The sequence below is a fragment of the Desulfogranum marinum genome, from assembly GCF_963675105.2.
In the GTDB taxonomy this organism is placed as follows: domain Bacteria; phylum Desulfobacterota; class Desulfobulbia; order Desulfobulbales; family Desulfobulbaceae; genus Desulfogranum; species Desulfogranum marinum.
The window spans coordinates 469,495-490,365 of sequence record NZ_CAXXRO010000005.1 but is presented as its reverse complement, the minus strand read 5'-3'; the positions used below and the strand labels follow the sequence as shown (position 1 = coordinate 490,365).

At 46.5% G+C, this 20,871-nt stretch carries 20 protein-coding genes; 6 read left to right on the top strand and 14 right to left on the bottom strand.

The genetic code is table 11. The features are described 5' to 3' along the window. Positions 1-67: 67 nt before the first annotated feature. From gspM to ACHZCY_RS22640, 9 genes are all read right to left on the bottom strand, one after another. On the bottom strand, positions 68-604 hold the full coding sequence (gene gspM, locus ACHZCY_RS22680) for a type II secretion system protein GspM (protein WP_394713458.1): 537 nt from the start codon (positions 602-604) through the stop codon (positions 68-70). Further along, positions 604-2,070, bottom strand: a complete 1,467-nt coding sequence (gene gspL, locus ACHZCY_RS22675) for a type II secretion system protein GspL (protein WP_319550499.1) — start codon at positions 2,068-2,070, stop codon at positions 604-606. The genes gspM and gspL overlap by 1 nt, the downstream gene beginning before the upstream one ends. Positions 2,071-2,093: 23 nt before the next feature. Next, a complete protein-coding gene (locus ACHZCY_RS22670; RefSeq protein WP_319550498.1) occupies positions 2,094-3,143 on the bottom strand; it encodes a type II secretion system minor pseudopilin in 1,050 nt (349 codons plus the stop codon). Then, complete coding sequence (locus tag ACHZCY_RS22665; RefSeq protein WP_205220820.1) at positions 3,133-3,813, bottom strand: prepilin-type N-terminal cleavage/methylation domain-containing protein; 681 nt, start codon at positions 3,811-3,813, stop codon at positions 3,133-3,135. The genes ACHZCY_RS22670 and ACHZCY_RS22665 overlap by 11 nt, the downstream gene beginning before the upstream one ends. Continuing rightward, the gene (locus ACHZCY_RS22660) at positions 3,797-4,222 is read right to left on the bottom strand and encodes a type IV pilus modification PilV family protein (protein WP_319550497.1); all 426 of its coding nucleotides are present in this window, start codon (positions 4,220-4,222) and stop codon (positions 3,797-3,799) included. Before ACHZCY_RS22660 ends, ACHZCY_RS22665 begins: the two co-directional genes overlap by 17 nt. 7 nt (positions 4,223-4,229) lie before the next feature. Continuing rightward, complete coding sequence (locus ACHZCY_RS22655) at positions 4,230-4,766, bottom strand: pilus assembly FimT family protein (protein WP_205220822.1); 537 nt, start codon at positions 4,764-4,766, stop codon at positions 4,230-4,232. 29 nt (positions 4,767-4,795) lie between these two features. Further along, positions 4,796-5,257, bottom strand: a complete 462-nt coding sequence (gene gspG, locus ACHZCY_RS22650; RefSeq protein ID WP_205220823.1) for a type II secretion system major pseudopilin GspG — start codon at positions 5,255-5,257, stop codon at positions 4,796-4,798. 42 nt (positions 5,258-5,299) lie between these two features. Continuing rightward, the gene (locus tag ACHZCY_RS22645; RefSeq protein ID WP_319550496.1) at positions 5,300-7,993 is read right to left on the bottom strand and encodes a delta-60 repeat domain-containing protein; all 2,694 of its coding nucleotides are present in this window, start codon (positions 7,991-7,993) and stop codon (positions 5,300-5,302) included. Positions 7,994-8,277: 284 nt separating this feature from the next. Further along, positions 8,278-9,318, bottom strand: coding sequence for a molybdopterin-binding protein (locus ACHZCY_RS22640; protein ID WP_205220825.1), 1,041 nt, complete (start codon positions 9,316-9,318; stop codon positions 8,278-8,280). A 352-nt stretch (positions 9,319-9,670) separates the two neighbouring features. Between ACHZCY_RS22640 and ACHZCY_RS22635 the strand changes: the two genes are divergently transcribed. Continuing rightward, the gene (locus ACHZCY_RS22635; RefSeq protein ID WP_319550495.1) at positions 9,671-10,744 is read left to right on the top strand and encodes an esterase/lipase family protein; all 1,074 of its coding nucleotides are present in this window, start codon (positions 9,671-9,673) and stop codon (positions 10,742-10,744) included. A gap of 69 nt (positions 10,745-10,813) precedes the next feature. On the opposite strand, the gene phnE (ACHZCY_RS22630) is transcribed toward ACHZCY_RS22635, so the two are convergent. The 5 genes from phnE (ACHZCY_RS22630) to ACHZCY_RS22610 form a co-directional block, all read right to left on the bottom strand. Further along, on the bottom strand, positions 10,814-11,614 hold the full coding sequence (gene phnE / locus ACHZCY_RS22630) for a phosphonate ABC transporter, permease protein PhnE (RefSeq protein WP_205220827.1): 801 nt from the start codon (positions 11,612-11,614) through the stop codon (positions 10,814-10,816). Next, positions 11,611-12,402 carry a phosphonate ABC transporter, permease protein PhnE gene (gene phnE / locus ACHZCY_RS22625; RefSeq protein ID WP_205220828.1) on the bottom strand — a complete coding sequence of 264 codons (792 nt, stop codon included), beginning with the start codon at positions 12,400-12,402 and terminating at the stop codon, positions 11,611-11,613. Before phnE (ACHZCY_RS22625) ends, phnE (ACHZCY_RS22630) begins: the two co-directional genes overlap by 4 nt. Then, entirely contained in the window at positions 12,399-13,163 is a 765-nt protein-coding gene (phnC, locus tag ACHZCY_RS22620) for a phosphonate ABC transporter ATP-binding protein (RefSeq protein WP_205220829.1), read from the bottom strand. The genes phnE (ACHZCY_RS22625) and phnC overlap by 4 nt, the downstream gene beginning before the upstream one ends. A gap of 127 nt (positions 13,164-13,290) precedes the next feature. Further along, a complete protein-coding gene (phnD, locus tag ACHZCY_RS22615; protein ID WP_394713465.1) occupies positions 13,291-14,298 on the bottom strand; it encodes a phosphate/phosphite/phosphonate ABC transporter substrate-binding protein in 1,008 nt (335 codons plus the stop codon). Positions 14,299-14,552: 254 nt separating this feature from the next. Continuing rightward, positions 14,553-15,881, bottom strand: coding sequence for a sn-glycerol-1-phosphate dehydrogenase (locus ACHZCY_RS22610; protein WP_319550493.1), 1,329 nt, complete (start codon positions 15,879-15,881; stop codon positions 14,553-14,555). 774 nt (positions 15,882-16,655) lie between these two features. Between ACHZCY_RS22610 and ACHZCY_RS22605 the strand changes: the two genes are divergently transcribed. The 5 genes from ACHZCY_RS22605 to ACHZCY_RS22585 all read left to right on the top strand — a co-directional run bounded on the left by ACHZCY_RS22605 (position 16,656) and on the right by ACHZCY_RS22585 (position 20,850). Beyond that, a complete protein-coding gene (locus ACHZCY_RS22605; RefSeq protein WP_205220832.1) occupies positions 16,656-16,826 on the top strand; it encodes a hypothetical protein in 171 nt (56 codons plus the stop codon). Between the two features lie 244 nt (positions 16,827-17,070). Then, the gene (locus tag ACHZCY_RS22600; protein WP_319550492.1) at positions 17,071-17,250 is read left to right on the top strand and encodes a twitching motility protein; all 180 of its coding nucleotides are present in this window, start codon (positions 17,071-17,073) and stop codon (positions 17,248-17,250) included. Positions 17,251-17,864: 614 nt separating this feature from the next. Next, positions 17,865-18,305: a thermonuclease family protein gene (locus tag ACHZCY_RS22595; protein ID WP_319550491.1), complete on the top strand. Its 441-nt coding sequence runs from the start codon at positions 17,865-17,867 to the stop codon at positions 18,303-18,305. 283 nt (positions 18,306-18,588) lie between these two features. Next, the gene (locus tag ACHZCY_RS22590) at positions 18,589-19,734 is read left to right on the top strand and encodes a two-component system sensor histidine kinase NtrB (protein ID WP_319550490.1); all 1,146 of its coding nucleotides are present in this window, start codon (positions 18,589-18,591) and stop codon (positions 19,732-19,734) included. Between the two features lie 21 nt (positions 19,735-19,755). Then, positions 19,756-20,850, top strand: a complete 1,095-nt coding sequence (locus ACHZCY_RS22585; protein ID WP_205220836.1) for a response regulator — start codon at positions 19,756-19,758, stop codon at positions 20,848-20,850. The last annotated feature ends 21 nt before the right edge of the window (positions 20,851-20,871 follow it).

The window sequence follows — 20,871 nt, the reverse complement described above, 5'->3', positions numbered from 1 at the left end:
GCACTCATATACAGTTCTTGATGTTGATCACAACCACCACACATTAGGCACATTCCAAGCATTTACCCTAGTTAACAGCGTTAACAACCTGATCAACGCTGACAATTTGTAAAATCACATCCAGCGTCCCTTTCTCCTTATTGTTCTCCTGAATGGTAATGCGTTTAATCCCGACGAGATTTTGCGGAGATTCAGTAGTTTTAAGAAAAGCAACAAGCTGTTTCAGACTGACTGCCTGTAATTTCATTTCAACCATGCTTTGCTTCAAGACCCCTTCAGCGGCAAGCTCCGAAGGCTTCATATATGCAATTCGCTCTTTGACCTTAATGTCAGCCGCATTTTGCTCTAAAAAAGAAAACAGACTGAACCCACTGGCCCGCTCGTTGAGCAGGGCCGCAATAGAGCGGCTTTTTTGGCTAAAAAGAGCGTAACGCTGCTGCATTTGTTCCATTTCTTCGAGTTGTCGTTGCCGGGTTACAACATTTTTTGTCATTTTTTCCCGATTTTCCATTAAAGGAAAAAGAACAAATTGCAGAAGCAAAAAAAGTACAAGACTGATCCCGGCAATAATGACTGCGTTTTTTTCTCGTGATGTCATCTGCATCAGCTCTCACCCAACTCCAGCTGTATCTCAAAGCGAATTTTTCGAGTCTTTTTATCCGCGGTCGCTGATACGATCTGCACGTCACCATACAGGGGTGACTGCGAGAGAAGACTTTTAATTTGATTGACCGTATTAAAAGTCCCAGTCATCCCGCGCATGCGGATTGCCTTTTGATCTATCACCATTCTAGAGACATGGAGCGACAAGGTAGCAGGAATACGAGCTGAGATATCTGCCAAGAAATCCAACATCCTCTGCTGGTCGGCATATACAGGCATGTTGGTTTCAGAAGACTCCATTTCCTTCAAAGCAACCTTCATCTGCACGTAAGGATCCTGGATACGGGTAGCGCTGGTAAACTGGTTCCGATACAGCTGCTCCATCTGCTGCCGCAATCGATTATTCTTTATCGTTAAACTTCTATTTTCCAGGGCATAGTAGCCGACAATAGAACCTATACAGACAAGGACGGAAGCCGCAACAGCGACTATCTGTTTCTTCGAAGTAAAAAGTGTCTTTTTAGATGCCAGTTCTCCTTGCCGTAAATTAAAATCTGTGTTTTTGCCGGGCCTGTACAGCGAGAGGCTTAACGCCGTTGCAAACTCTCCCGGTGGCATATGCTCGAGCCCCGTTGGAACATTGATTCCCGACAAAGCAAGAAGGTCCACAGGTTCCACGTCCATACCCAGCTGCGCCTTTAAGGCAGCTCGGACCTCTTCACTTTCGACGAAACGTCCGGTTACCAGTGTATGTTCAATATCATCGACCGGGAAGCCAATGGATCGTAAAAATCCCAAAGTTCGCCCAACCGTCTGCTGAAGCGCACCTAATTGTGCCCCAAACACATCGATCTCAGCCCCACCTGACATCGTCTGCGACAAAACAGGTAATTTACGACAGAATTGACAGATACCGTTATGCAGCAACAACAGGGTTGCCTCAGCATCGTCAGCCTCCAAAACCAAGTACCACCCTTCAGGAAAACGGTGCCCGACGAACTCTGCCACTGCGACCGCAGCCGGCACAACAACTCCAGGCTCGGCATCATGTTGCTTTAGGCGTTCAAGGACATCACTCAGCACTCTCTTTTCAACGGCAAAAACCAGGAGAGAGCTACTTTGGTCAGTTGTCCTTAGTACATTAAAATCTGTGACCACCTCTTCCATGGGCCGGATGAATTGATCTTCCAACTCAAAAGGGAGGGTCTGGGTAATATTTTTTTTATCGGAAAAAGGCAGCTCCAAGTTGCGGGTACTCACTGCTGCAAGCGATAGCCCGCAAACACATTCCCCGCCCTGCCAGTCAAGCTTTTCCAGAAGCTCTTCCACCGGTGTAGCTGCAATACCCTCCGTGGATAAGGGAATAGAAGCACTCGACTCAACGACCACGGTTTTCCCCTGTTGTCCTGTCACAACACCTGTGAGACACTCGTCACCGTAATAGAGTCCGAGAAACTTTTTATTCATTTCTATCTCGTTTACTTCTCAATTTATTGTATCTGCCAGTGAACAAGTGTCTGCTCGTGATTTTCCCCACGCAAAAGTACCCCTTTGCCGATACATCTGCCATCTTCGGTTGCAGCCGTAATGGTTAGAGCAAAAGCCTTGGCTGAAACTGTAAGCAGATTTTCATCCAGTGTTATATCTCCAGGAAAACCGCTGACGTTTTTATACCAGGCTGGGTCGGCAAGATTGTCGCTGTTATCCGGCTCCTCCCTGTATACTTGCAACTCGCTTATCATATCCTCGTTTAACTCAGGATTCAACGCGGCCAAAACCGCATCCGGCGCCGTATTCAAATTAATTTTACCGTCATCGCCCGCCACGGTAATATATGCTGCAATGCCTTCATGTTCCTCATCCCCATAAAAAAGCGCAGGTGTCACGCCCTTTACAAACAAAAGCTCTTCTACAGCCAACATGGCCCCATTTCGACACGAATACCCCGGAGAAAGTGATTGATAATATGCATTTTCCGCGCCATTTATCCGTGCATCATCATCTTCATCTATCCAATCACGAATGGCATCAAGTAATGCTTCTACCTGCTGCTCATCATCAATGGCAAATTTACCGGAGAGCAGGAACCTTGTCCAAACCTGTTCGACTTTTTCAAGCTGTTGTTGCTGTTCTTGAGCAGAAGTTGTATTTGTATTGTTGGCTCCATTACCGCCTTGTAAAGGATTCGCCAGCAGGGCATGAATCTGCAATTTCCCAGAAAGATCATTCACAGCGCAGGTAAGTGAGATATCGTCTGTCAAAGAGGTAAGCTGTTCCCCGTCAATGCCGGCCCAACTATCAAGAAGGGAATCATAGGTCGTTGCCTGCTGATCACTATACAAGGCTGCCTGAACAATACTGAGCCCCGAATACACTGCATTTTCCATGGCAAGCGTTTTCTCCACTAGTGCGGCATCCTCAACCTGCCCGTCAACATCAACCAGGAGTTGCATGGTCATGGTAACCAAAAAACTGACGGTCAATAGAGCCAACAGCAAGGCAACACCTTTTTGATCCTTGAGCAAATGCTTATGACTCACCGTCTTGCTCCTCTTTTATACTGCCGGTGGGAAGCCACACCCCTGAGCGAAAAGGAATAACGGTCTTGTGCTCACTATCCTGCCAGAACTCCAACGTAATAAATACTGCTGCCGGCAGTAGTACAGGCTCTTGCTCATTTTCTTCGTCCGGCTTACTCGCCCAGCTGTCATTTTTTTGACCTTCAGCATCCCAATACGTCAATTGCAAAGAGCGAAGTCCGGCACACAAGGTGTACGCTTCTTTCTCACCGCTCTCCTCTGCAAACACTGAAAGTGTATCCGCTCTCAGTAGTTTGAACGAACCAGGATCATTTTCATCTTCTATCACCTCATAGGCAATGGTGGTGCTCCCCTTGTCTGATCGTCCATCGTCAAAAGCCAGGTGCGCCATGGAACTGAAGATCAAACCGGCTGCCTGCCGGCCGTTAATCTCATTTTTCGTCCCTACAAATCCGACCTCACCATCGACTACAGCAGCAGCCAGATCACTCCTCATCCTATCCAGGGTAATACGTGCCTGCCGATAGATATCTTTCTGGTTTGCTGTTGCAGCCAACAGATCCACAGTACTGTTCAAGGCGAATCCAACCATTGAGCTCACCACTGCCAAAATTGAGACAGCAAGCATGACCTCCAGTAAAGTGAAGCCTCTGTTATTGACGTTGGTCATCGGGAACTATTTTTTTAAAAATCGTTGTCTGTACAGTAAGATGCTGTGTTTCATCTTCGGCAAGGGCAACAGTTAAGACCACCTGCTTCAGCATTCCGTCTGTGTCCGGGATCGAAATGTCGTCTTCCAAGACTGGTACCACTTCCGTATTCCAGGAAAATTCACTAAACCCATCTTCAAAGATTCCGCTCTCACTCTCTACCTGTTCAAAATCCTGCAAACGAATTTCCGCCATCTTTTCCTGAGCCAACAAGGCAGCAATCGTATCAAACCGGGCATCAGTGGCAATAGAAATCGTTTGTGACTGAGATCCTAAAAGGCTGACCAGAGCAATTGCCAATACTGCCACCGCAATCATCACCTCAAGCAGCGTGAAGCCTTGTGCACTGGATTGCCTGCTTAAGTTCATAATCGGGTTACCGAAAGGTATCCTCTTCGAGGGAAACATACCCCTGATGGAGTGTGACATGGCCGACAAAAGGAGAAAGTTTAACAGTCATCTCGTCACCGCTTTGCTCCTGAAGATGGATCAGGCACGGCTCAAGATAGCCTTTTTCGCTGAATCGCAAGGAAAATGAGCCAGATTTTTTTTCTTCTGCGGCTGCAAAAGTAATATCTTTGAGCAACACCGAGTCAGGAAGTTGAAGAGCAGGAAGGTGGCTCGACTCGTCATTGACAGCGCTTTCTGTTTCTGTTTCTTTTTCGTCGATAGCCACCACCTCGAAGCTACGAGTCGAAGAATCGTATTGCAACTGGTAAGGACGGGATGTCCGCACCGCCAGCCGTGATGTCTGGGTGATCAGGAGGGTAAGTTTGCGGGTGCTCTGTTTGAGCGGATCGCTAAAAACAAAGCTGGAAAGACGAGGCACAGCAAAGGCCATGGTCACTCCAATGAGCACCATGACCAATATAAGTTCCAGAAGAGTGAATCCCCTTGTATTTCGTACAGGCAATGTACACCTGTAAATATACAAGAAGAGGGTTACTCGATTTCCCAATTGTTAATATCGGCGTCATTACCATCGCCGCCAGGTTCATTGTCCGGGCCATAGCTAATCAGGTCAAAATCCCCGTTTAGCCCTGGGCTTATGTATACAAATTCGTTCTCCCAAGGATCAAGAGGTGTTTTCCCTTTTTCCAGATACCCACCCTCTCGCCATCTCTTTGCCAGTCGACCCACAGAGGGCGGCTCCACCAGGGCCTGCAAGCCTTGCTCGGTTGTGGGGTATTGCCCATTATCGAGTTTGTACAGCTTCAGAGCCTGCTCCAGTGAGCGAATCTGAATGGCTGCCTTGGTTCTTCGGGCCTCTTCGGGCCTATCCATGATTCGGGGTACAATCAATCCGGCAAGGATCCCTAAAATCACCATGACCACCATCAACTCAATAAGGGTGAATCCCTGCATGTTTCCAACGCGCAGGCTCTCCCTGTTCCATCCCTTCATATAAACAATCCTCATTGTTTTCTCTAAAATATCGGCCTGCAGTTACTGCTGCACCCGCATACTCAAAACACTTTTTGTCCGTACAACTCCATATCCTGCCAGCCATACGCCAACCACACTTATGCCCACAGCCTGCCAGATCCCCGTATGCAACGCCAACCATGAAAAACCGACAAACGGCAGCAAGAGCAACCTTACAATAAACCGCATCCATGCTCTGGAGGCAATAAGATCTGCCACCGGCGGGGAAACCGCGTAGTAAAAATCAACGAACTTCCTGCCTGGTTCAACTTGCAGAAGATACGAATCCCTGAAATCACGTAGAATTTCCACCATCGGGTGAAAAACAGAACCATAAGAAGCAGTTGCAATAAAACAGGAATCATCGGTCCTGAAAGTAACTTCATCGCCGTAATATACGGTCCCACCAACAATCGCATAGGCCCGTGCGTAGAAGATTGTTCCAGGCTTGAGGTTTTCCAGAATCGAACTGTATGTGCCGGTGCCGCTCCCGTCTTCGGTTTCGCCTTCTTCGTCAAAGCCGTCGGAGGATCCACCAAACAGTCCGCCTGAATCCTCTTCACTGTCATCATCATCTGCTGCCACAGCCTCGGCCACTAAAAAATTACCTGTGGTCTGCAGTATTTTTTCCAACATGGCTGTTGTTGTATCCACTGCAACAGTAAATTCCACGGAAGACACACCTTCATCCTCTTCATCAGAGGTCTGACATCGTACATAATAAATATAATCTCCGTTTTCTAGTTCGAGATCCACACTGTGGCTCGTGGTATAAGAACTGGAAAAAGATGTCATCGACTCAAAAACCGTGTCTTCTCCTGAATTATAACCACACATGCTTGAAAGGGAGGTAGTAACAGAGAGGGTGAAAGACTCTGTCGTAATCACGTCATCACTGCTCGGATTGGTAATGGAGACGGTGAGGGTATCTTCGTCATCACTGCTCACGCTACTCTTGTATTGTGGATAAGGTGCAATACTGAAAACCACTCCTTTTTTCGTTACTGTCCCTAATCCTGACAGAATCCTGCCCCCGGTCAAGGCACCGGTACGGGTGATTGCCGTCACCGGAGTGGTACTAATATAGCTGCTGGTTGCACTGGCAAGGGAAACGGTTTCCGAGCTCTCTGTGGTACTTGAGAGTTGTGTAACAGTCAGCGTATCGGTGTCATTCTGGTCTGTGCTTGTACCAACGACCACAACTTCGCCGCTATCCAGCACAGAAAGGGCATTGCCGGAGGTATCACCCTCCTCAGAGTCAAGAATGGTCACGGTGACCGTGTCTTCATCGTCGGAACCGTCTTCAGTGCCAGATTCGGCGGCCATGGCCTGCCCTACGAAAAAAGACGAGACACTATCTAAAAGACCATGCAGTATCGACGTTACAGGATGGACAGCTGGTGTCGTCCCCTGCATAACCGTTTCCGTCTCTTCAGCTGTTACCTGTTCTTCATGCACAAACTGCTCAAAAGAATCCAGCACTTCTATCTGCTGGCTGTCTTCATCCCCCTCAACCTCATCAATCAATTGTCCGGATACAACCTGCAAAGAGGATATACGAACAGGCTCAGCCAAAGAACTGTCGGATTGCGCAACAGAATCCGGCGAATCGCTTTCAGTAGTGTAAGTAGCCACCAAAAAGCGACGAATCCCCTCCTGGGTCGCATAACCGGTAACGACGACCTTGTCCTCATTCAGTAGCTCTACGTCATAGATAACATCGTCCTCCGGACCAGCATAAATGGTTGTAGAACCCTTGCTGTTAAAGCTCAAATCAGGTGCACCATCAATCGTAAACCGAAACAGTTCCGCATCAAGCTGGTTGTCGTTTTCCACTGCAGCGGCCAGATAAATCCGCCCCTCTGCAGCAGCGGTTATGCCATACCCTTCCGATATTTCTGCATCGTCAGTGGGGACTGCAACCCCCTCACTACCAAAAGTAGCATCAATAATCCCGTCGGCAGTCAACCTGATCAGGAGCAAAGATGCCACATTGTTTTCCACATATGACCCGGAAATAATGATCTTGCCGCTTTCCTGTATCAAAACGTCTTCGGCCACGGCAGCGTCTCCAACACCAATCAGGCTTACGCCCTCTTCGCCAAAGCTTGCATCCAAGGATCCGTCATCATAGAAACGACCGGCCACAATCACACTACCACTGGTACCTTCGGCTACCCCTGCAATGACAATCTGATTTTCAGGGGTAACGGCAAGAGCGGTAATCTCATCGTGCCCGCGCCCAATCTGCATGACAACCGTTCCCTGATCACCAAAGCTTGGATCAAGGCTGCCGTCTGGAAAGTAGCATGCCAAGGCAAAATCACGATCTGTGTCATTTTCACTGTAGCCTGCGGCAACAATCCTTCCATCGGCAAGCAAGCCAACTGCTAAAATTTCATCATCTGCCCGGCCGATGGATGTCACCACCCTGCCATCAATATTAAATGACGAATCATAGCTGCCGTCTGCCAGGTAACGAATGAGCGAAAAGTCCTGATCTGCAGAACTGGATTTCGAGCCGGCGACAACAATAGCCCCATCCGGCTGCACAACAACGGCAAACCCTTTATTACTTATACCGCCAAATGACTCACTGACCTGCCCATTGTCGCCAAAATCGGTGTCCAGAGTATACGCCCCGTACGATGACTCAATACAAAGAAGGAACACCACCAGTAAAATGCACCAGGTAAGAATATTTTTTTTGCGCATGAGTATAGTCTCCATCTGGCTTTTTAACCTGCACCTTTTCTTTATCATTTTAAGGCCATTACGGATGAACCAAATCCCAATTTTCCGTATAGTATAGCTTATTCAGTACAACATCAAAACCATTTTAAAGCATATTCCATGCCACTCGACAGACATGTCAGGCGCATTTGCACTGCCAAGCCACCCTGCCTTGATTTCAGATAAAACGTGGCTCATACTTGTGCTTTGGGTTAGCTCTCTTTGAAAGTTTAACGAACCTCTTCTTGAGAATCAATCGTTGTTTATCATTTTCCAAAGCTACAAACAGGATACCGGCACTGCTTGCAGTTACGACAAAGCCCACCATGTCCCATCTCGGCAAGCTCTCTTCTGCCTATGGATTCGCCGGCCAGGATACGCGGTAATACAAGATCGAGAACAGTAATATGGTGAAACATACCGCACGCTGGTACCCCTATGACGGGAACCTCACCAATTCGTGCAACAAGAAACATCGCGCCGGGAAGAACCGGTGTGCCGTACACCATATCAGACGCTCCTGCCTCCTTGATCCCCAGCCGGGTAACATCATCCGGATCAACCGACATACCACCGGAGGTGACAATCAATTCCGCTCCCATTGCAAGGCTTTTATGAATTTCCGCTGCTATATGCTGCGGATTGTCAGGGGCAAAGCCAACACTTACAACTTCTGAATCCAATGCCTTGAGCTTATCTCGCAGGACCTGCTCAAAACGATCCTCTATCCTTTTATAATAAACTTCACTGCCGGTAATTACCAGCCCAGCCTTAACCGATCGTAAGGGTTTAACACTGATAACCCCTTGCTCCACGGTGGCTATTGATACCGCGCGGTTGACCAGCCTCCTCCGTGCCACTAACGGAATCAAGCGAGTTGCCGCAACCTGTTCTCCCTTTTGTACTGGGGTATTTGCCTGTAGAGTGGCACACATCACCTCCCCCAGCATATTAAATTGCAGCAGAGCCTCTTTATTTACTTTTAAAATACCGTTACAAGCTGCCTTAAGTGTCATTTTCCCTTCAACAACTTCATCGGCAAACTCAATTTGAGGACCTGCCAAAGCTTTTGCAAGTAATAAGCCCGCCTCATCCTCATGTATCTCTTCGGCAGTTAACCGCAAAACATAAATGTGTTCTTTTCCGAGGCGGCGCAGATGATCAATATCTTCAGCACGAATAATATGCCCCTTTTTAAAGGCACGCCCCTTAAATTCATCACGAACTATCTCCGTGATATCATGGGGAAGAACCATCCCAACCGCCTGCCCCACCGGGATACTTTTTTTATGAGATACATCAGCCATCTAATCGTTCCGCACAAAGTTAATTTTTAAGAATTAAATACAAAAAAAGAGTATAACAACTACAGAGAATTACCAGCGTCAAATGTACCCCTTACCATAAAAAAAGCAACTCACCAGACATATCCAACAGACATATCAACGGATGCATGTACACAAGCATTCACCGGCCCCTAGTTATCACCAAAAATATTACCGACACCTTTAAATCAAAAAATTGACAATGCAAGGGGATGTTTCTTACCATTTTTCAGCCATGGCCTGTTGAACAAAAAAAACCGGGAAGGACAGAGTGGATGTGAAGAATGACCATTCAGCCGAACCGGCACACCTGCAAAGCTGATAGCACATGCCCATGAAAAAAAATCGCACCAAATGGCTAAAAAAAACCTTTTCGCCCCTGAAAATAACAGGGCTGGCCCTGCTGTTGATTGCCTTATGGCAAGTTGTCGGCAACATGCACTCAGAAAACAACAAACAACTACGTCACCAGGTTCGACAAAAAATAGTGGCAACCTTTCCGGAACAAGCAAAAGTTTTTTCTCAAAACATCGGTATATTTCCCTACCTAAAAATGGCGCAAGATGCGCGCCCAATTGACCTCAATCGCCCCTCAGTTGTTCTGGTACACGGACTCGATGATCCGGGAAAGGTGTGGATGAATCTTGCTCCGGCACTTGACACCCTCGGATATAATGTGTGGCTGCTCAATTACCCTAATGATCAACCCATAACCGAGTCGAGCCTGCTGTTTGTCCGCGAGTTGCAGGACCTCAGAAAACGGGGCGTTACCACCATCAATATTGTCTCCCACAGCATGGGTGGCCTTATCTCCCGCGATCTGCTGACCAGCCCAAGTGTACAGTACAAAGAATTACAGGTTGAAGACCGTGTCCCCAAAACGAACACGCTTATAATGGTGGCACCCCCTAACCATGGATCACAGGTTGCCCGGCTCCATTTACTTGGAGAAATCAGAGACCACTTTGTCCGGTTGATGAATGGCGGGGCCAATTGGCTGGATACTTTTTTCGATGGTGCGGGAGAGGCTCAAATAGACCTCCTGCCGGACAGCGTTTTTTTGACGGAACTCAATCAACGACCACTTCCCAAGGAAGTCGATCTGCTCATTATTGCAGGTATCTCCTCGCCCTGGAATAAAGGTGACATTACCCGGATGAAGAACAAGATCAAGAAAATAGTTCCAGAATTCGGGCAACAGGTCGACATGATAGGCGAATTCATGCAGTCCATGATTAATGGCCTGGGCGATGGCCTGGTTACGGTAGACTCAACCCGACTGCAAGGCATTCCACATATCACGGTCAAAGGAACGCATCTGTCGATGATCCGCAACATCACCACGGAAAGCCGGCGAGTTCCGCCGGCTATTCCTGTTATCATAAAAAAACTGGCAGCAGCTCAGTGATACCCCCCCAGCCTGCACCGGCGACCACCTTGGCCTAACGAGGTAACCTGGAATTCTTTTACGCCCACATCATATGATATGTTTACGGATTTTCGTCACCAACAACTCAGCTAAAACAACAACCGTAAAAATACTCAACAAAATGACGGAAACCCTATCCCAGTAAAAAAGATTAAGTGCCGTGTCGAGCACCATGCCAACCCCTCCGGCGCCAACCAGGCCGATAACGGCTGATTCACGTACATTAATATCCCACCTGAAAAGAAAAATAGCCCAGAATGCCGGAACAACCTGCGGCCAATATCCTTTCAAAAAGACAGACGGCCATGGAGCACCTGCTGCCGTAAGTGCCTCCACTGGTCCAGGATTTACCTCTTCCAGTGCCTCAGCAAAAAGCTTCCCCACAAACCCAACGGAGCGAAATCCGATACATACCGTTCCTGCCAACGGGCCCGGGCCGAAAATGGCAACAAACAGCAGCGCCCACACCAGCGAATTAACCGACCTGGATGAAACCAAAATAAGCTTTGCAAGCCAGTTCAAAAGGGGCAGGCGTACGATATTATTGGCCCCCATGATACCCACAGGAACCGCCAGGACAATGGCAAGCAGGGTACCAAGGGTGGCTATGTGCAGGGTTTCCACCATGGCATCGTGGATGCCGCCTGGATAATAAGAGAGATCCAACGGCCACATTCTCCCCAGTAAATCAATTACCTGTGTCGGGGCATCGTAGAGGAATTCAGGAATGACTTCCACCGTACGCAACGAAGCGGAAAGAGCCACTGCAAAACCAAGAAAGACAGTAAACCTGGCCAGCCTCTGGGCCAGGGTAAACCTGTTCCAGGTATGGTTGGAAGCACTACTCATTGAAAAACCTTTTTAATCTGAACGGAAATAAATTCACTGACCATAACCAGGGCAATGATAGAGATAAGAATAGTGGCTAAAAAATCGTAATCAAAGCGCTGGAATGCGGCAAAAAGCGTCCCACCGATCCCACCGGCACCGACAATACCAACCATGGTTGAATTCCGTAAATTGGCATCAAACTGGTAGGAAGAAAATCCGATAAAACGATTGAGCACCTGCGGCAATACCCCATACAAAATCACGCTGATAAAAGGCGCACCGGAAGCACGTAATGCCTCAATAGGTTTCAGGGAAATCTCTTCAATGGCCTCGGCAAAAAGCTTACCGATAAAACCAATGGAGGCGAATATAAGAGTAAGGATGCCGGCCAGAGGACCGAAGCCGACAGCCTTAACAAATAAAATTGCAAAAATGACGGGATGAAAGGAACGGCACAGAGCAATAAATGTTCGAAACACCCATGTTACCCACGACGGCATAAGATTTCGAGCAGCCAGGAGTCCAATCGGCAGCGAGAAAAAAACGCCAAAAGCCGAAGCAATGATGGCAATCTCAATGGTCTCGATCAAATTTTCTACGAGCAGTTTCCACCTTGAAAAGTCAATAGGCACCATCTCACTGAGAAATTGGCCACCGTTACCGAGCCCTTGAATAAACCGAACCCACGACACATCCAAATAGTTCGCCGCATACAGCGCATAGAGAAAGGCCAATGTCCATCCTGCCCGCACCCACCAGTTCGTTTTAAAAGGGGGGCCGTATTTTTGACTTACAGCGGCACTCATTGCAGCCAATCCTCCCCACCATAAATTTCCTTCAGGTGCTCATTGGTCAGTGCCGACGGTGAACCGTCATACACAATCCCCCCTTTTGACAAGCCAATAACCCTGGAGGTAAAACGTTTTGCCAGTTCAACATCATGGATATTTATAATAAGGGGAATACCGCGTTCCTCGGACAAAGCAACAAGCAGTTCCATAATTTCCACACTGGTTTTCGGGTCCAGTGAGGAGGTAGGCTCGTCAGCTAAAAGCACATGGGGTTCCTGCATAATTGCCCGGGCAATCCCCACCCGTTGACGCTGTCCCCCAGACAGACTGTCTGCACGCTGCCTGAAAAAATCAATCAGACCGATAGATTCCAGGAGTTCGAATGCCCGGTCAATGTCCTGCTGCGGGTATTTGCGCAACCAGGCTCGCCAGGGAGAGACATAGCCAAGCCGACCACTGAGAACATTCTCCATCACCGAAAGTCGCTCAACCAGGTTAAATTCCTGAAAAACCATTCCGATCTTTCTTCTTGCCTGCCGTAGCGCTTTGCCGCTCAGCTCCGTAATATTCTCATCACTTACATACACATTCCCTGCTGTGGGGGGGATGAGTTTATTAACACAGCGAATGAGAGTACTTTTTCCAGTTCCTGAAGGGCCGATAATAGCTACACTTGCCTTGCCGCTCACCGTAAAACTTATATCATTCAACACCGGCTTACCGGCTGTGTATTCCTTTACCAGGTTTTCTACCCGAATCGATCTTGTAGACGCCATTCTCAACCTATCTCTGCGATCATGTAATGCAGAACCGGCTGACTGTGTCCCCAGACCGGTCCTGTAAAAAAAGTACATCATGCCCTCTGTATTTTAGCGGGGCATGATGCAGTAAAAAAAAAACAGATTACTGTTTTTGGGCCTTCTTTTTGGCAGCTTTAGCCGCTTCCTTTTCAGCCATCTTTTTCAAACCGGCCTGATTATAGGAAGTGCCTGTAGATTCTGCGATATCGCGGATAACTTTCCAATCTTTTTGATAGGTTACAGGATAAAAACGATCGGCCTTACCAAAGGTCTCCTGCATGGCTGGGGTAAATCGGTAGGAATAAAAAGCATCAACAATCTTTTTCACTAACTCAGGATTCAGATTATGTGCATAGCCAAAAGAAGAAGTCGGAAACTTGGGACTGGTAAAGATTATATTAAAATCATCGGCATTGATCCTTCCGGCATCTGCCATTCGATAAAAAACATCGGAAGCCACCGGGGCTGCATCATAATCACCGTGGGCAACACCAAGGATGGACTGATCATGCTTTCCGGAATACACAACGGTGTAATCCTTGTCCGGGATAATGCCGTGTTGTGGAAAAATAGCTCTGGGCGCAAGGTTTCCGGAGTTGGAAGAGGCAGAGGTGTGAGCAACCCGCTTTCCTTTAATATCTTCCATGGTTTTAATACCGCTGTCTTTCTTGGTCACCAAAATCAGGTTATACCCCTGAAAACCATCCGGGTACCCTTTCACAGCGATGGGTACATAACCGGCAAGGTTAACGGCAAAACCCGTAGGCCCGGTTGAGAAACCGGCAATGTGCAGCCGCCCGGAGCGCATGGCCTCGACTTCTGCAGCATTTGACTGCACGGTATAATAGATAACTCTTTTCCCTGTTGCCTTTTCCAGATACTTCTGAAAATCTGCAAATGCATCTTTGTACACTGCAGGATCTTCAACAGGAGTATAAGTGAAAACAAGCGTTTTGGGATCTTTCCAATCTTCCTCGTTTTTGGGTGTATCGGCAACGAGATCCATATTTTCGTCGCAATACATTTCATCCAGCGTACCGCGATTCTTACATTCTTCTGCGGCGGTTGCCGTGCCGACTGCAAACAGAACCGCCATCAAAAGCGCCATCATCCTTTTCATGCTACCCCTCCTCTGTAAAATTTTGTCAAAGCAACGATTCGGCGAATAACAAATAAAACCTTGCCTTGACCTGGACCAATACCAACAACCATTCTCCTCTTCCTCACACATACCACAAGTGCCTTGTTTACCCCAAACTGCAGCACCAATGTTCCTTTCGGAAAAGAGGAGTAGGCTAGTACTAGCTATTTTCTCTTGGCCCTGTCAACCCAAATTCCCTGCACTGCCATGGAAAGAAAACACTGTCAACTCAACCACTCATCTACCAAGGCATCCAATTGATCAGGAATAATCCCCAGGATCGCCGCCAAATCAAGAATGGTAAAACGCTGACGCATCTGGTTGGCATGGGTGACAATGTCTACAAACTTTTTTCTTGGCAGTGCGATTCCATCATAACGGATATCCTCAAACCGATGCGCCGCACCAGCCTCCAGCAAACATTTTTTGAGTTGAATGGGCGGAACCAGGCCCGGCTGAATGGTCTTTTTAAAAAGCTGCCAGTTTGCCGGTTGCTGCAGATAATCAACCGCCTGTTTTATCCGCACCAACTTCTGTTGGTACTCTTTCTCTACGATAGGGAAAAGACTCCCCCAAAATGCCTGGTTAACCTGCTGCGGCACCTCATAAAAAAAAGGTTTTTCAAGCTGCATCACCTTTTCATATATGGCAGCACTCAAGATGGAGCCGACACCTACTTGTCTGCCATGCAAATCATGCTTTTTGTTATCGCGGATAGCCAGCATATCCAGGGTATGGGAAATAAGATGCTCTCCCCCAGAAGCCGGCGAAGAGGTTCCGGTCATGGTCATGGCAACACTGGAGTAAAACAGCGCTTCAAAAAGTGCCTGCAGGGCAACCGGATCTTTTTTACGAATCTGCTTTGGATTTTCCAGGTAGATTGGTTCCAAATCTTTGAGCAGGTCAACGGCAAACTGGCAGTAATAGTCGCCAAAAAGCAATTGATTGAGTTTCCAGTCGGCAGAACTCACCGATTTGGCAAGCACATCTCCAAGGCCCGAAGCAGTCAATTCCTGCGGAGCATTATTGATAATATCCGGGTTCGCGACCACTGCCCGGCACGCCTCAGCATGAAACAACACCTTGAGGCCGTCGACCGTTGCCGCAACATTGGCGGACGCATACCCGTTCATGGAGGCGGCAGTAGGTACGCTTACGTAGGGCTTCCTTTGTAAATATGCCACCCATTTGACCAGATCATTAATAACGCCGCTACCCACGGCTATATACAGATCTGCTAAAGGAGCATTTTGCATGAGGTAGTCTTTGGTCTGCTCATCGGCAGTCGGCTCCTCACCATCCTTGTCCGGAACAATAAAACAGAAGACCTGCAGCCCGGATGCCTCAAGTTCCCCGGCTGCTTTTTCCCCAGCTTTTTCCCAGGTGCGTTGATCAGCAACAAGCAAACACTTTTGCCCGTCGGTTATGTCTGTCACTATTTGCGGTAGCGCTGTAAAAGCATCTCGGCCATATATCAATTTTTCGGTCGGGATTTGGTGACGCCTGCCGCAGGCGCAATCAAAGGTTGTCCCCAATAAGGTCGTTAAGTCCATGATTCTTTCCATACAAGTGGGCCATCTTGCATAATTGCCTTTTCGTTATGCTTAAAAATTACCATCGGTGGTAAGCCCTAGTCCAGATTTCTCATCAATAAAGTTTTTCGCAGGGCAAGGCAAAAGCCGCGCAGCAGGTAAGCGAAGACTCCGATATTAAACTACCGCAAGTGGCTTGTAACGCAGATCCTGAGGAAAAATCTATTGACCCAAAGGGGGAACTTTTTGATTTAAGCTGAAAACAGACTGTTAATTGTACAACTATCCTTTAAGTAACAATATCAAACATTTAAGTTTCAAATCAAAAAGTTCATGAGAAATTCTGGCTAGCCTGCCTGGTCGAGGAAAAAGGGTTCAGTCCGACAGACTCCTAGACTCCGACATTAAGGATATACCTGTGATAATTTCTTAAGCACGTCTCAACGTTAAACGAAAATTCTGGTTAGTTAAGATACCCCGTAGTGATAAAATTATGATAAGAGGAAACCAACAATCGTCCTTTTTTTCTACAGGACAGTCAACCTCTTCCAACAAGGCCTCCATTAGCACGAACGCACTCTGCCAAAGCAGATATCCTTTACAAAAAAAATAGACTGCGTCCAAATTCCAGCTTTGTGCTATACTGCTTTAAAATTAATAAACTTATTACTGCATGGAGAGCTTATGCTGTTCCGCGCCAAAAGCTTTGCTTAATTCTCCGCGCTCCTCGCTCTTTCTGCCTGTAGCAGTGAACGTTCGCGATTTGAAGAACAATGCACTTCTCCAAATGATGAAATGGTAACCAATCAAGGTAAAAATTGTAACCTCAACCGTTTTCAAAAAACCGACGTTATCCCCTTTCAATACATTTTTGAAAATGATGGTGATCTCGACATTATGGTCGCCGGCAAAGAGTACGAAATAGAGAGTCTCTATGATAGAGACAAAAAGAAAAAAACCACCTAAAAAAACGACAAAATAAAGGGTACTTTGAAAAAATAAATTTTCTTATCAAGGTCAAAGAGCAAGATGCATTTTTCCGCAGGCATATATTTGATATAAGCGTCTCTGCTTACCTCCGAGGATAAAATTTTGAGCGTGACAGCAAAATTGGAAGAAAAAGCATTTTTTCAAGGTGCTCGAAAAGCTAAAAAATCACCCCGACAGACAGAGAAATATTTTCACCTAACTCTTTCAAAGGATCATAAACATGGAATTACATGAAAATCAAGCAGCGCTTGTCCTCACTATTGATGATGCGGGAGAAGTCTCCGTTGATGTCGCAGCACAAGACAGCACATCTTTACCTGCCGAGGTGTGTAAGGTGATTGCAATGAAACTGATCAATGATGAAAATTTTCAAGAAGAAATAATGGGGTCAATCGGCTAGTGCGTTGGCGCAGCCGGACGCAGGATACAAGCTATCTGCAAACGCGATGAGCAGCAGAGGTCGGAAGTCTCGGTTCTGTAGTCCTCTATGCAGGATGGAAAGTAGCCTATCCGCGGGGTGAGATTAAAGGAAGTAACACAGGGTTTGTATATGGCCGGGTACTGTTGAATGGTAATAAAAAATAGCACTCGTCCAGACCAAACATCCTTTGCTGCATCCCGGCAACAGTTAGGCGAAATGACGGCTTCGCAATAACGGTGAAGGTATAGATATACATTACGCTGTTAACCAACATGCACAAAAAGTAATCTAATGCTTGTTTACCTCCATCAATCCGTTAAGCCGTTAAGCCGTTAAGCCGTTAAGCCGTTAAGCTACTCCTAAAAAAAAACAGGATAATAGTGACCGACAAACAGACACCAACAAAACGGTTATTAAGCAAAAAATAAAGCCATGGCATATTGCCGCACTCGTTATCATTACTGTTTGCTACCTTATTTTGCAATGTACCCTCACCGACAAGTCAACCATATCCAAACCAACCCCAAACGCAGGAAAACATAGCACCATTTCTATAGATACAAACAAAAACGGGCCGCAGTAATATCAACAAAATGATTATAAAAAAACACCTGATACTTGCAGCATTGTGTATTCTTATCCCAGCCCATGCTTTATGCTGGAGTGGCAAGGCAATAACCGGGCCCAATAATGATACGATAACCGTTGAACGTGACAGCGAACAAATTACAATACGTCTCTACGGCATAAAGACTCCGGAATTAAGCCAGGCCTATGCAAACCAGACAAACGAAACCATCGCTTCTCTGGTTACAGGAAGACAAATTGCTGTTAACGAGGTAACCATTGATGAACATGGCCAACCTGCTGCTTTGGTGTATATCAGTGGTCAAATTTTGAACAAACACCTCATACAAGAAGGCTACGCCTTGGTGGACACAAAGAACTGCAAAGAGAACTTCTGCAACACCTGGATATCGATAGAAGCATTTTCAAGACTCCAAGGACGTGGGATGTGGGCTGACAAGAATTGATTAAATCTTCAGTTACAGATTTGAGTTATGATAAATCAAGGAGTTATACTTCCTGTGAGCAGTTACAGTCAAGAATGCACACAATAAAATAGTCAACTTGCAGAGTTTCCCCTCGGTTCCTCCGATTTTCGTTCACCGGTATCGCTTACTCCACGTAGTCAAGGGTTGCATTTTTAACAATAAGCCCCTTTTATCTAACATTTCAGACACCTCCCTCTTTATAGACATGTAGACACCTACGTTTTCTTCTTGCATTTCCGGTTTTTTTGAGGCCATATATTATATGGAAACAAAATCTTCTCACCATAACTCTGCCGCTATACTCAATACACATTCACGACATCGTACCGGCAATCCGCTCCATCCAGGCCTGGGAAGCTTCAACACCGAGGCTTCTCATTCTACTGCGCCGACTTGGGATCTCAACCAGATTATAGATAGAATTGACGTTGGCATTGTCGTCCTTGATGTACTCGAATCCGTAATCGAATATCAAAATCCCCTCTACTTTGAGCTTATTGGCGAAGTTGACACCTCAGGTGATTTTGAAAAAATCTATTCCCTTTTCTTTGACCAAAAGGAAGTTCTCGCAAAACGAGGGGTACCAGATACCATTTCAGGAATGGTTAAACACAATGACAAGGTACTTGGGTATTCCATCTACCATATAGCTGAAAGGTACTGTGCTATTTTCATCCGCGACATAACCGAAAGAATGCGCCTTGAGGCTATCGCTCAAGCGGCAAACAGCATAGACAATCTTGGCTTTATTTTTTCCGGCATCCGCCATGAAGTGGGCAACCCGCTTAACTCGTTGAAAATGACATTGAGCGTCCTCAGGCAAAACCTGAACCGATTTTCTCAACAAACGGTTGAAGAGTACGTAGACCGAAGCCTGGCAGATATAGGCAGAGTAGAATACCTGTTGAAGTCACTAAAAAACTTCAGCATGTTTGAAGTTGTCAATGTCACTGATATAATTATTCAAGAGTATCTAAAAACCTTCCAATCACTTGCTGAAGTGGATTTGCGCAACAGGGGGATCCTGTTCACTTTAGATATATCAGCAAGTTTACGAAAAGTACAAATTGATCCACGGGCAATGAACCAGGTTTTACTTAACATCATTTCCAATGCCGCTGATGCTCTTGAAAAAGCCTCTGCTCCGAAAATTCATTTAACCGGCTCCATAAGGGACAATATCCTTTGGATTACCGTCAAAGACAACGGTTGCGGCATTTCTCCTGAACAAAAGAAACGTCTTTTCCAGCCATTTAACTCAAGTAAACCTTCCGGCAATGGTCTGGGACTGGTCATTACCCAAAAGTTGCTGGCTCGAATGGACAGCAGCATTGACATAGAGAGTACAGTTGGGGAGGGAACCTGCGTGACCATAGGATTACCAGTAAGCCAAGAAGACAACTTATAACTGAGAATATCGCTTAGTAGCATGAAATACGTATTAATTGCTGACGACGAAAAATCATTCCTGCTTTCTCTGCAGGATGGATTCAAAATCCATGAGGACAAATTCACCATTTTAACGGCAGGCAATGGGCAGGAAGCTGTAGAGGTCTTGAAAAACAATCAGGTTGATCTCCTTGTAACAGACCTCGAAATGCCCCACATGAATGGGTTTGAATTATTGGCGTGGGCAAGTCGGGAATTGCCCCAGCTACCTGTTATCGTCATGACTGCTTTTGGTACTCCAGAGATCGAATCGCGGCTGGCTCAGTACGAAACCATTCACTACCTAGAAAAGCCACTTGACTTAGACACATTAGAAAAAGCCATATTTGAGGGGCTTGGCAAAGATTCAAAAAGCTATATCCAGGGGATAACACCAGCCAGTTTTTTGCAGTTATTACAAATGGAAAAGAAAAGCTGTACCCTTAAGGTTACCTCTGCAAACAAAATGGGTTACCTCTACATGTTTGAAGGGAACCTCATTGATGCTGAATATGACGAACTGCGCGGAGAGAATGCAGCCCACCAGATAATTTGTTGGGAAAAGACCAAAATCGAACTCGATAATATATGCAGGCGACAGGAGGGGAGAATTAATGCGACCATAGAATCCATACTGTTAAATGCGCACTGCATAAAAGATGAGGGCACACAAGGTGGACATGCCCTATCAAGTGATCCCGCTGGCCCTTCTTTTGCCTTAAAGCATGAAAAAACGAGTGTCACTGTTAACAAAGGTGCCTGGGAAGAGCTCTTTCAGCAAATCAAGGCACAACAAGCAGTAACTGAATGTGCTATTTTTGACCGACATAGCGTTCTCAACTTCCACAATCCAGGAGAATGCAGTCTTCAAAACTTTGATCCGGCTATCTTCCTGCATCTCTCCTTTATCCTCGAAGAAATCCTCAAACAAGGCCCTTGCCGGCTGATGTGCTTCTCAACAACTGGTCGGATCCCATTTTTACTCTTTCTAATCAATGAATACTGCTTGCTGGTCAAACTTCGAGAGGGTTCTCGTGCCCAAATAATCAGCCAGGAGCTCTCCCAAATCATAAAGAGCACAACACATACAGGGTAATTTGTTGCAGATTGCTACCCT

Excerpts from the sequence above, each read along its gene's own strand:
- ACHZCY_RS22585 (WP_205220836.1), top strand. The coding sequence starts at position 19,756 with ATGAAATACGTATTAATTGCTGACGACGAAAAATCATTCCTGCTTTCT.
- ACHZCY_RS22610 (WP_319550493.1), bottom strand. The coding sequence starts at position 15,881 with ATGGACTTAACGACCTTATTGGGGACAACCTTTGATTGCGCCTGCGGC.
- ACHZCY_RS22590 (WP_319550490.1), top strand. The coding sequence starts at position 18,589 with ATGGAAACAAAATCTTCTCACCATAACTCTGCCGCTATACTCAATACA.
- phnD (WP_394713465.1), bottom strand. The coding sequence starts at position 14,298 with ATGATGGCGCTTTTGATGGCGGTTCTGTTTGCAGTCGGCACGGCAACC.
- ACHZCY_RS22665 (WP_205220820.1), bottom strand. The coding sequence starts at position 3,813 with ATGACCAACGTCAATAACAGAGGCTTCACTTTACTGGAGGTCATGCTT.
- gspG (WP_205220823.1), bottom strand. The coding sequence starts at position 5,257 with ATGAAGGGATGGAACAGGGAGAGCCTGCGCGTTGGAAACATGCAGGGA.
- phnE (WP_205220827.1), bottom strand. The coding sequence starts at position 11,614 with ATGAGTAGTGCTTCCAACCATACCTGGAACAGGTTTACCCTGGCCCAG.
- ACHZCY_RS22645 (WP_319550496.1), bottom strand. The coding sequence starts at position 7,993 with ATGCGCAAAAAAAATATTCTTACCTGGTGCATTTTACTGGTGGTGTTC.
- gspL (WP_319550499.1), bottom strand. The coding sequence starts at position 2,070 with ATGAATAAAAAGTTTCTCGGACTCTATTACGGTGACGAGTGTCTCACA.
- ACHZCY_RS22635 (WP_319550495.1), top strand. The coding sequence starts at position 9,671 with ATGAAAAAAAATCGCACCAAATGGCTAAAAAAAACCTTTTCGCCCCTG.
- phnE (WP_205220828.1), bottom strand. The coding sequence starts at position 12,402 with ATGAGTGCCGCTGTAAGTCAAAAATACGGCCCCCCTTTTAAAACGAAC.
- ACHZCY_RS22660 (WP_319550497.1), bottom strand. The coding sequence starts at position 4,222 with ATGAACTTAAGCAGGCAATCCAGTGCACAAGGCTTCACGCTGCTTGAG.
- ACHZCY_RS22600 (WP_319550492.1), top strand. The coding sequence starts at position 17,071 with ATGGAATTACATGAAAATCAAGCAGCGCTTGTCCTCACTATTGATGAT.
- phnC (WP_205220829.1), bottom strand. The coding sequence starts at position 13,163 with ATGGCGTCTACAAGATCGATTCGGGTAGAAAACCTGGTAAAGGAATAC.
- ACHZCY_RS22605 (WP_205220832.1), top strand. The coding sequence starts at position 16,656 with ATGGTAACCAATCAAGGTAAAAATTGTAACCTCAACCGTTTTCAAAAA.
- ACHZCY_RS22640 (WP_205220825.1), bottom strand. The coding sequence starts at position 9,318 with ATGGCTGATGTATCTCATAAAAAAAGTATCCCGGTGGGGCAGGCGGTT.
- gspM (WP_394713458.1), bottom strand. The coding sequence starts at position 604 with ATGCAGATGACATCACGAGAAAAAAACGCAGTCATTATTGCCGGGATC.
- ACHZCY_RS22595 (WP_319550491.1), top strand. The coding sequence starts at position 17,865 with ATGATTATAAAAAAACACCTGATACTTGCAGCATTGTGTATTCTTATC.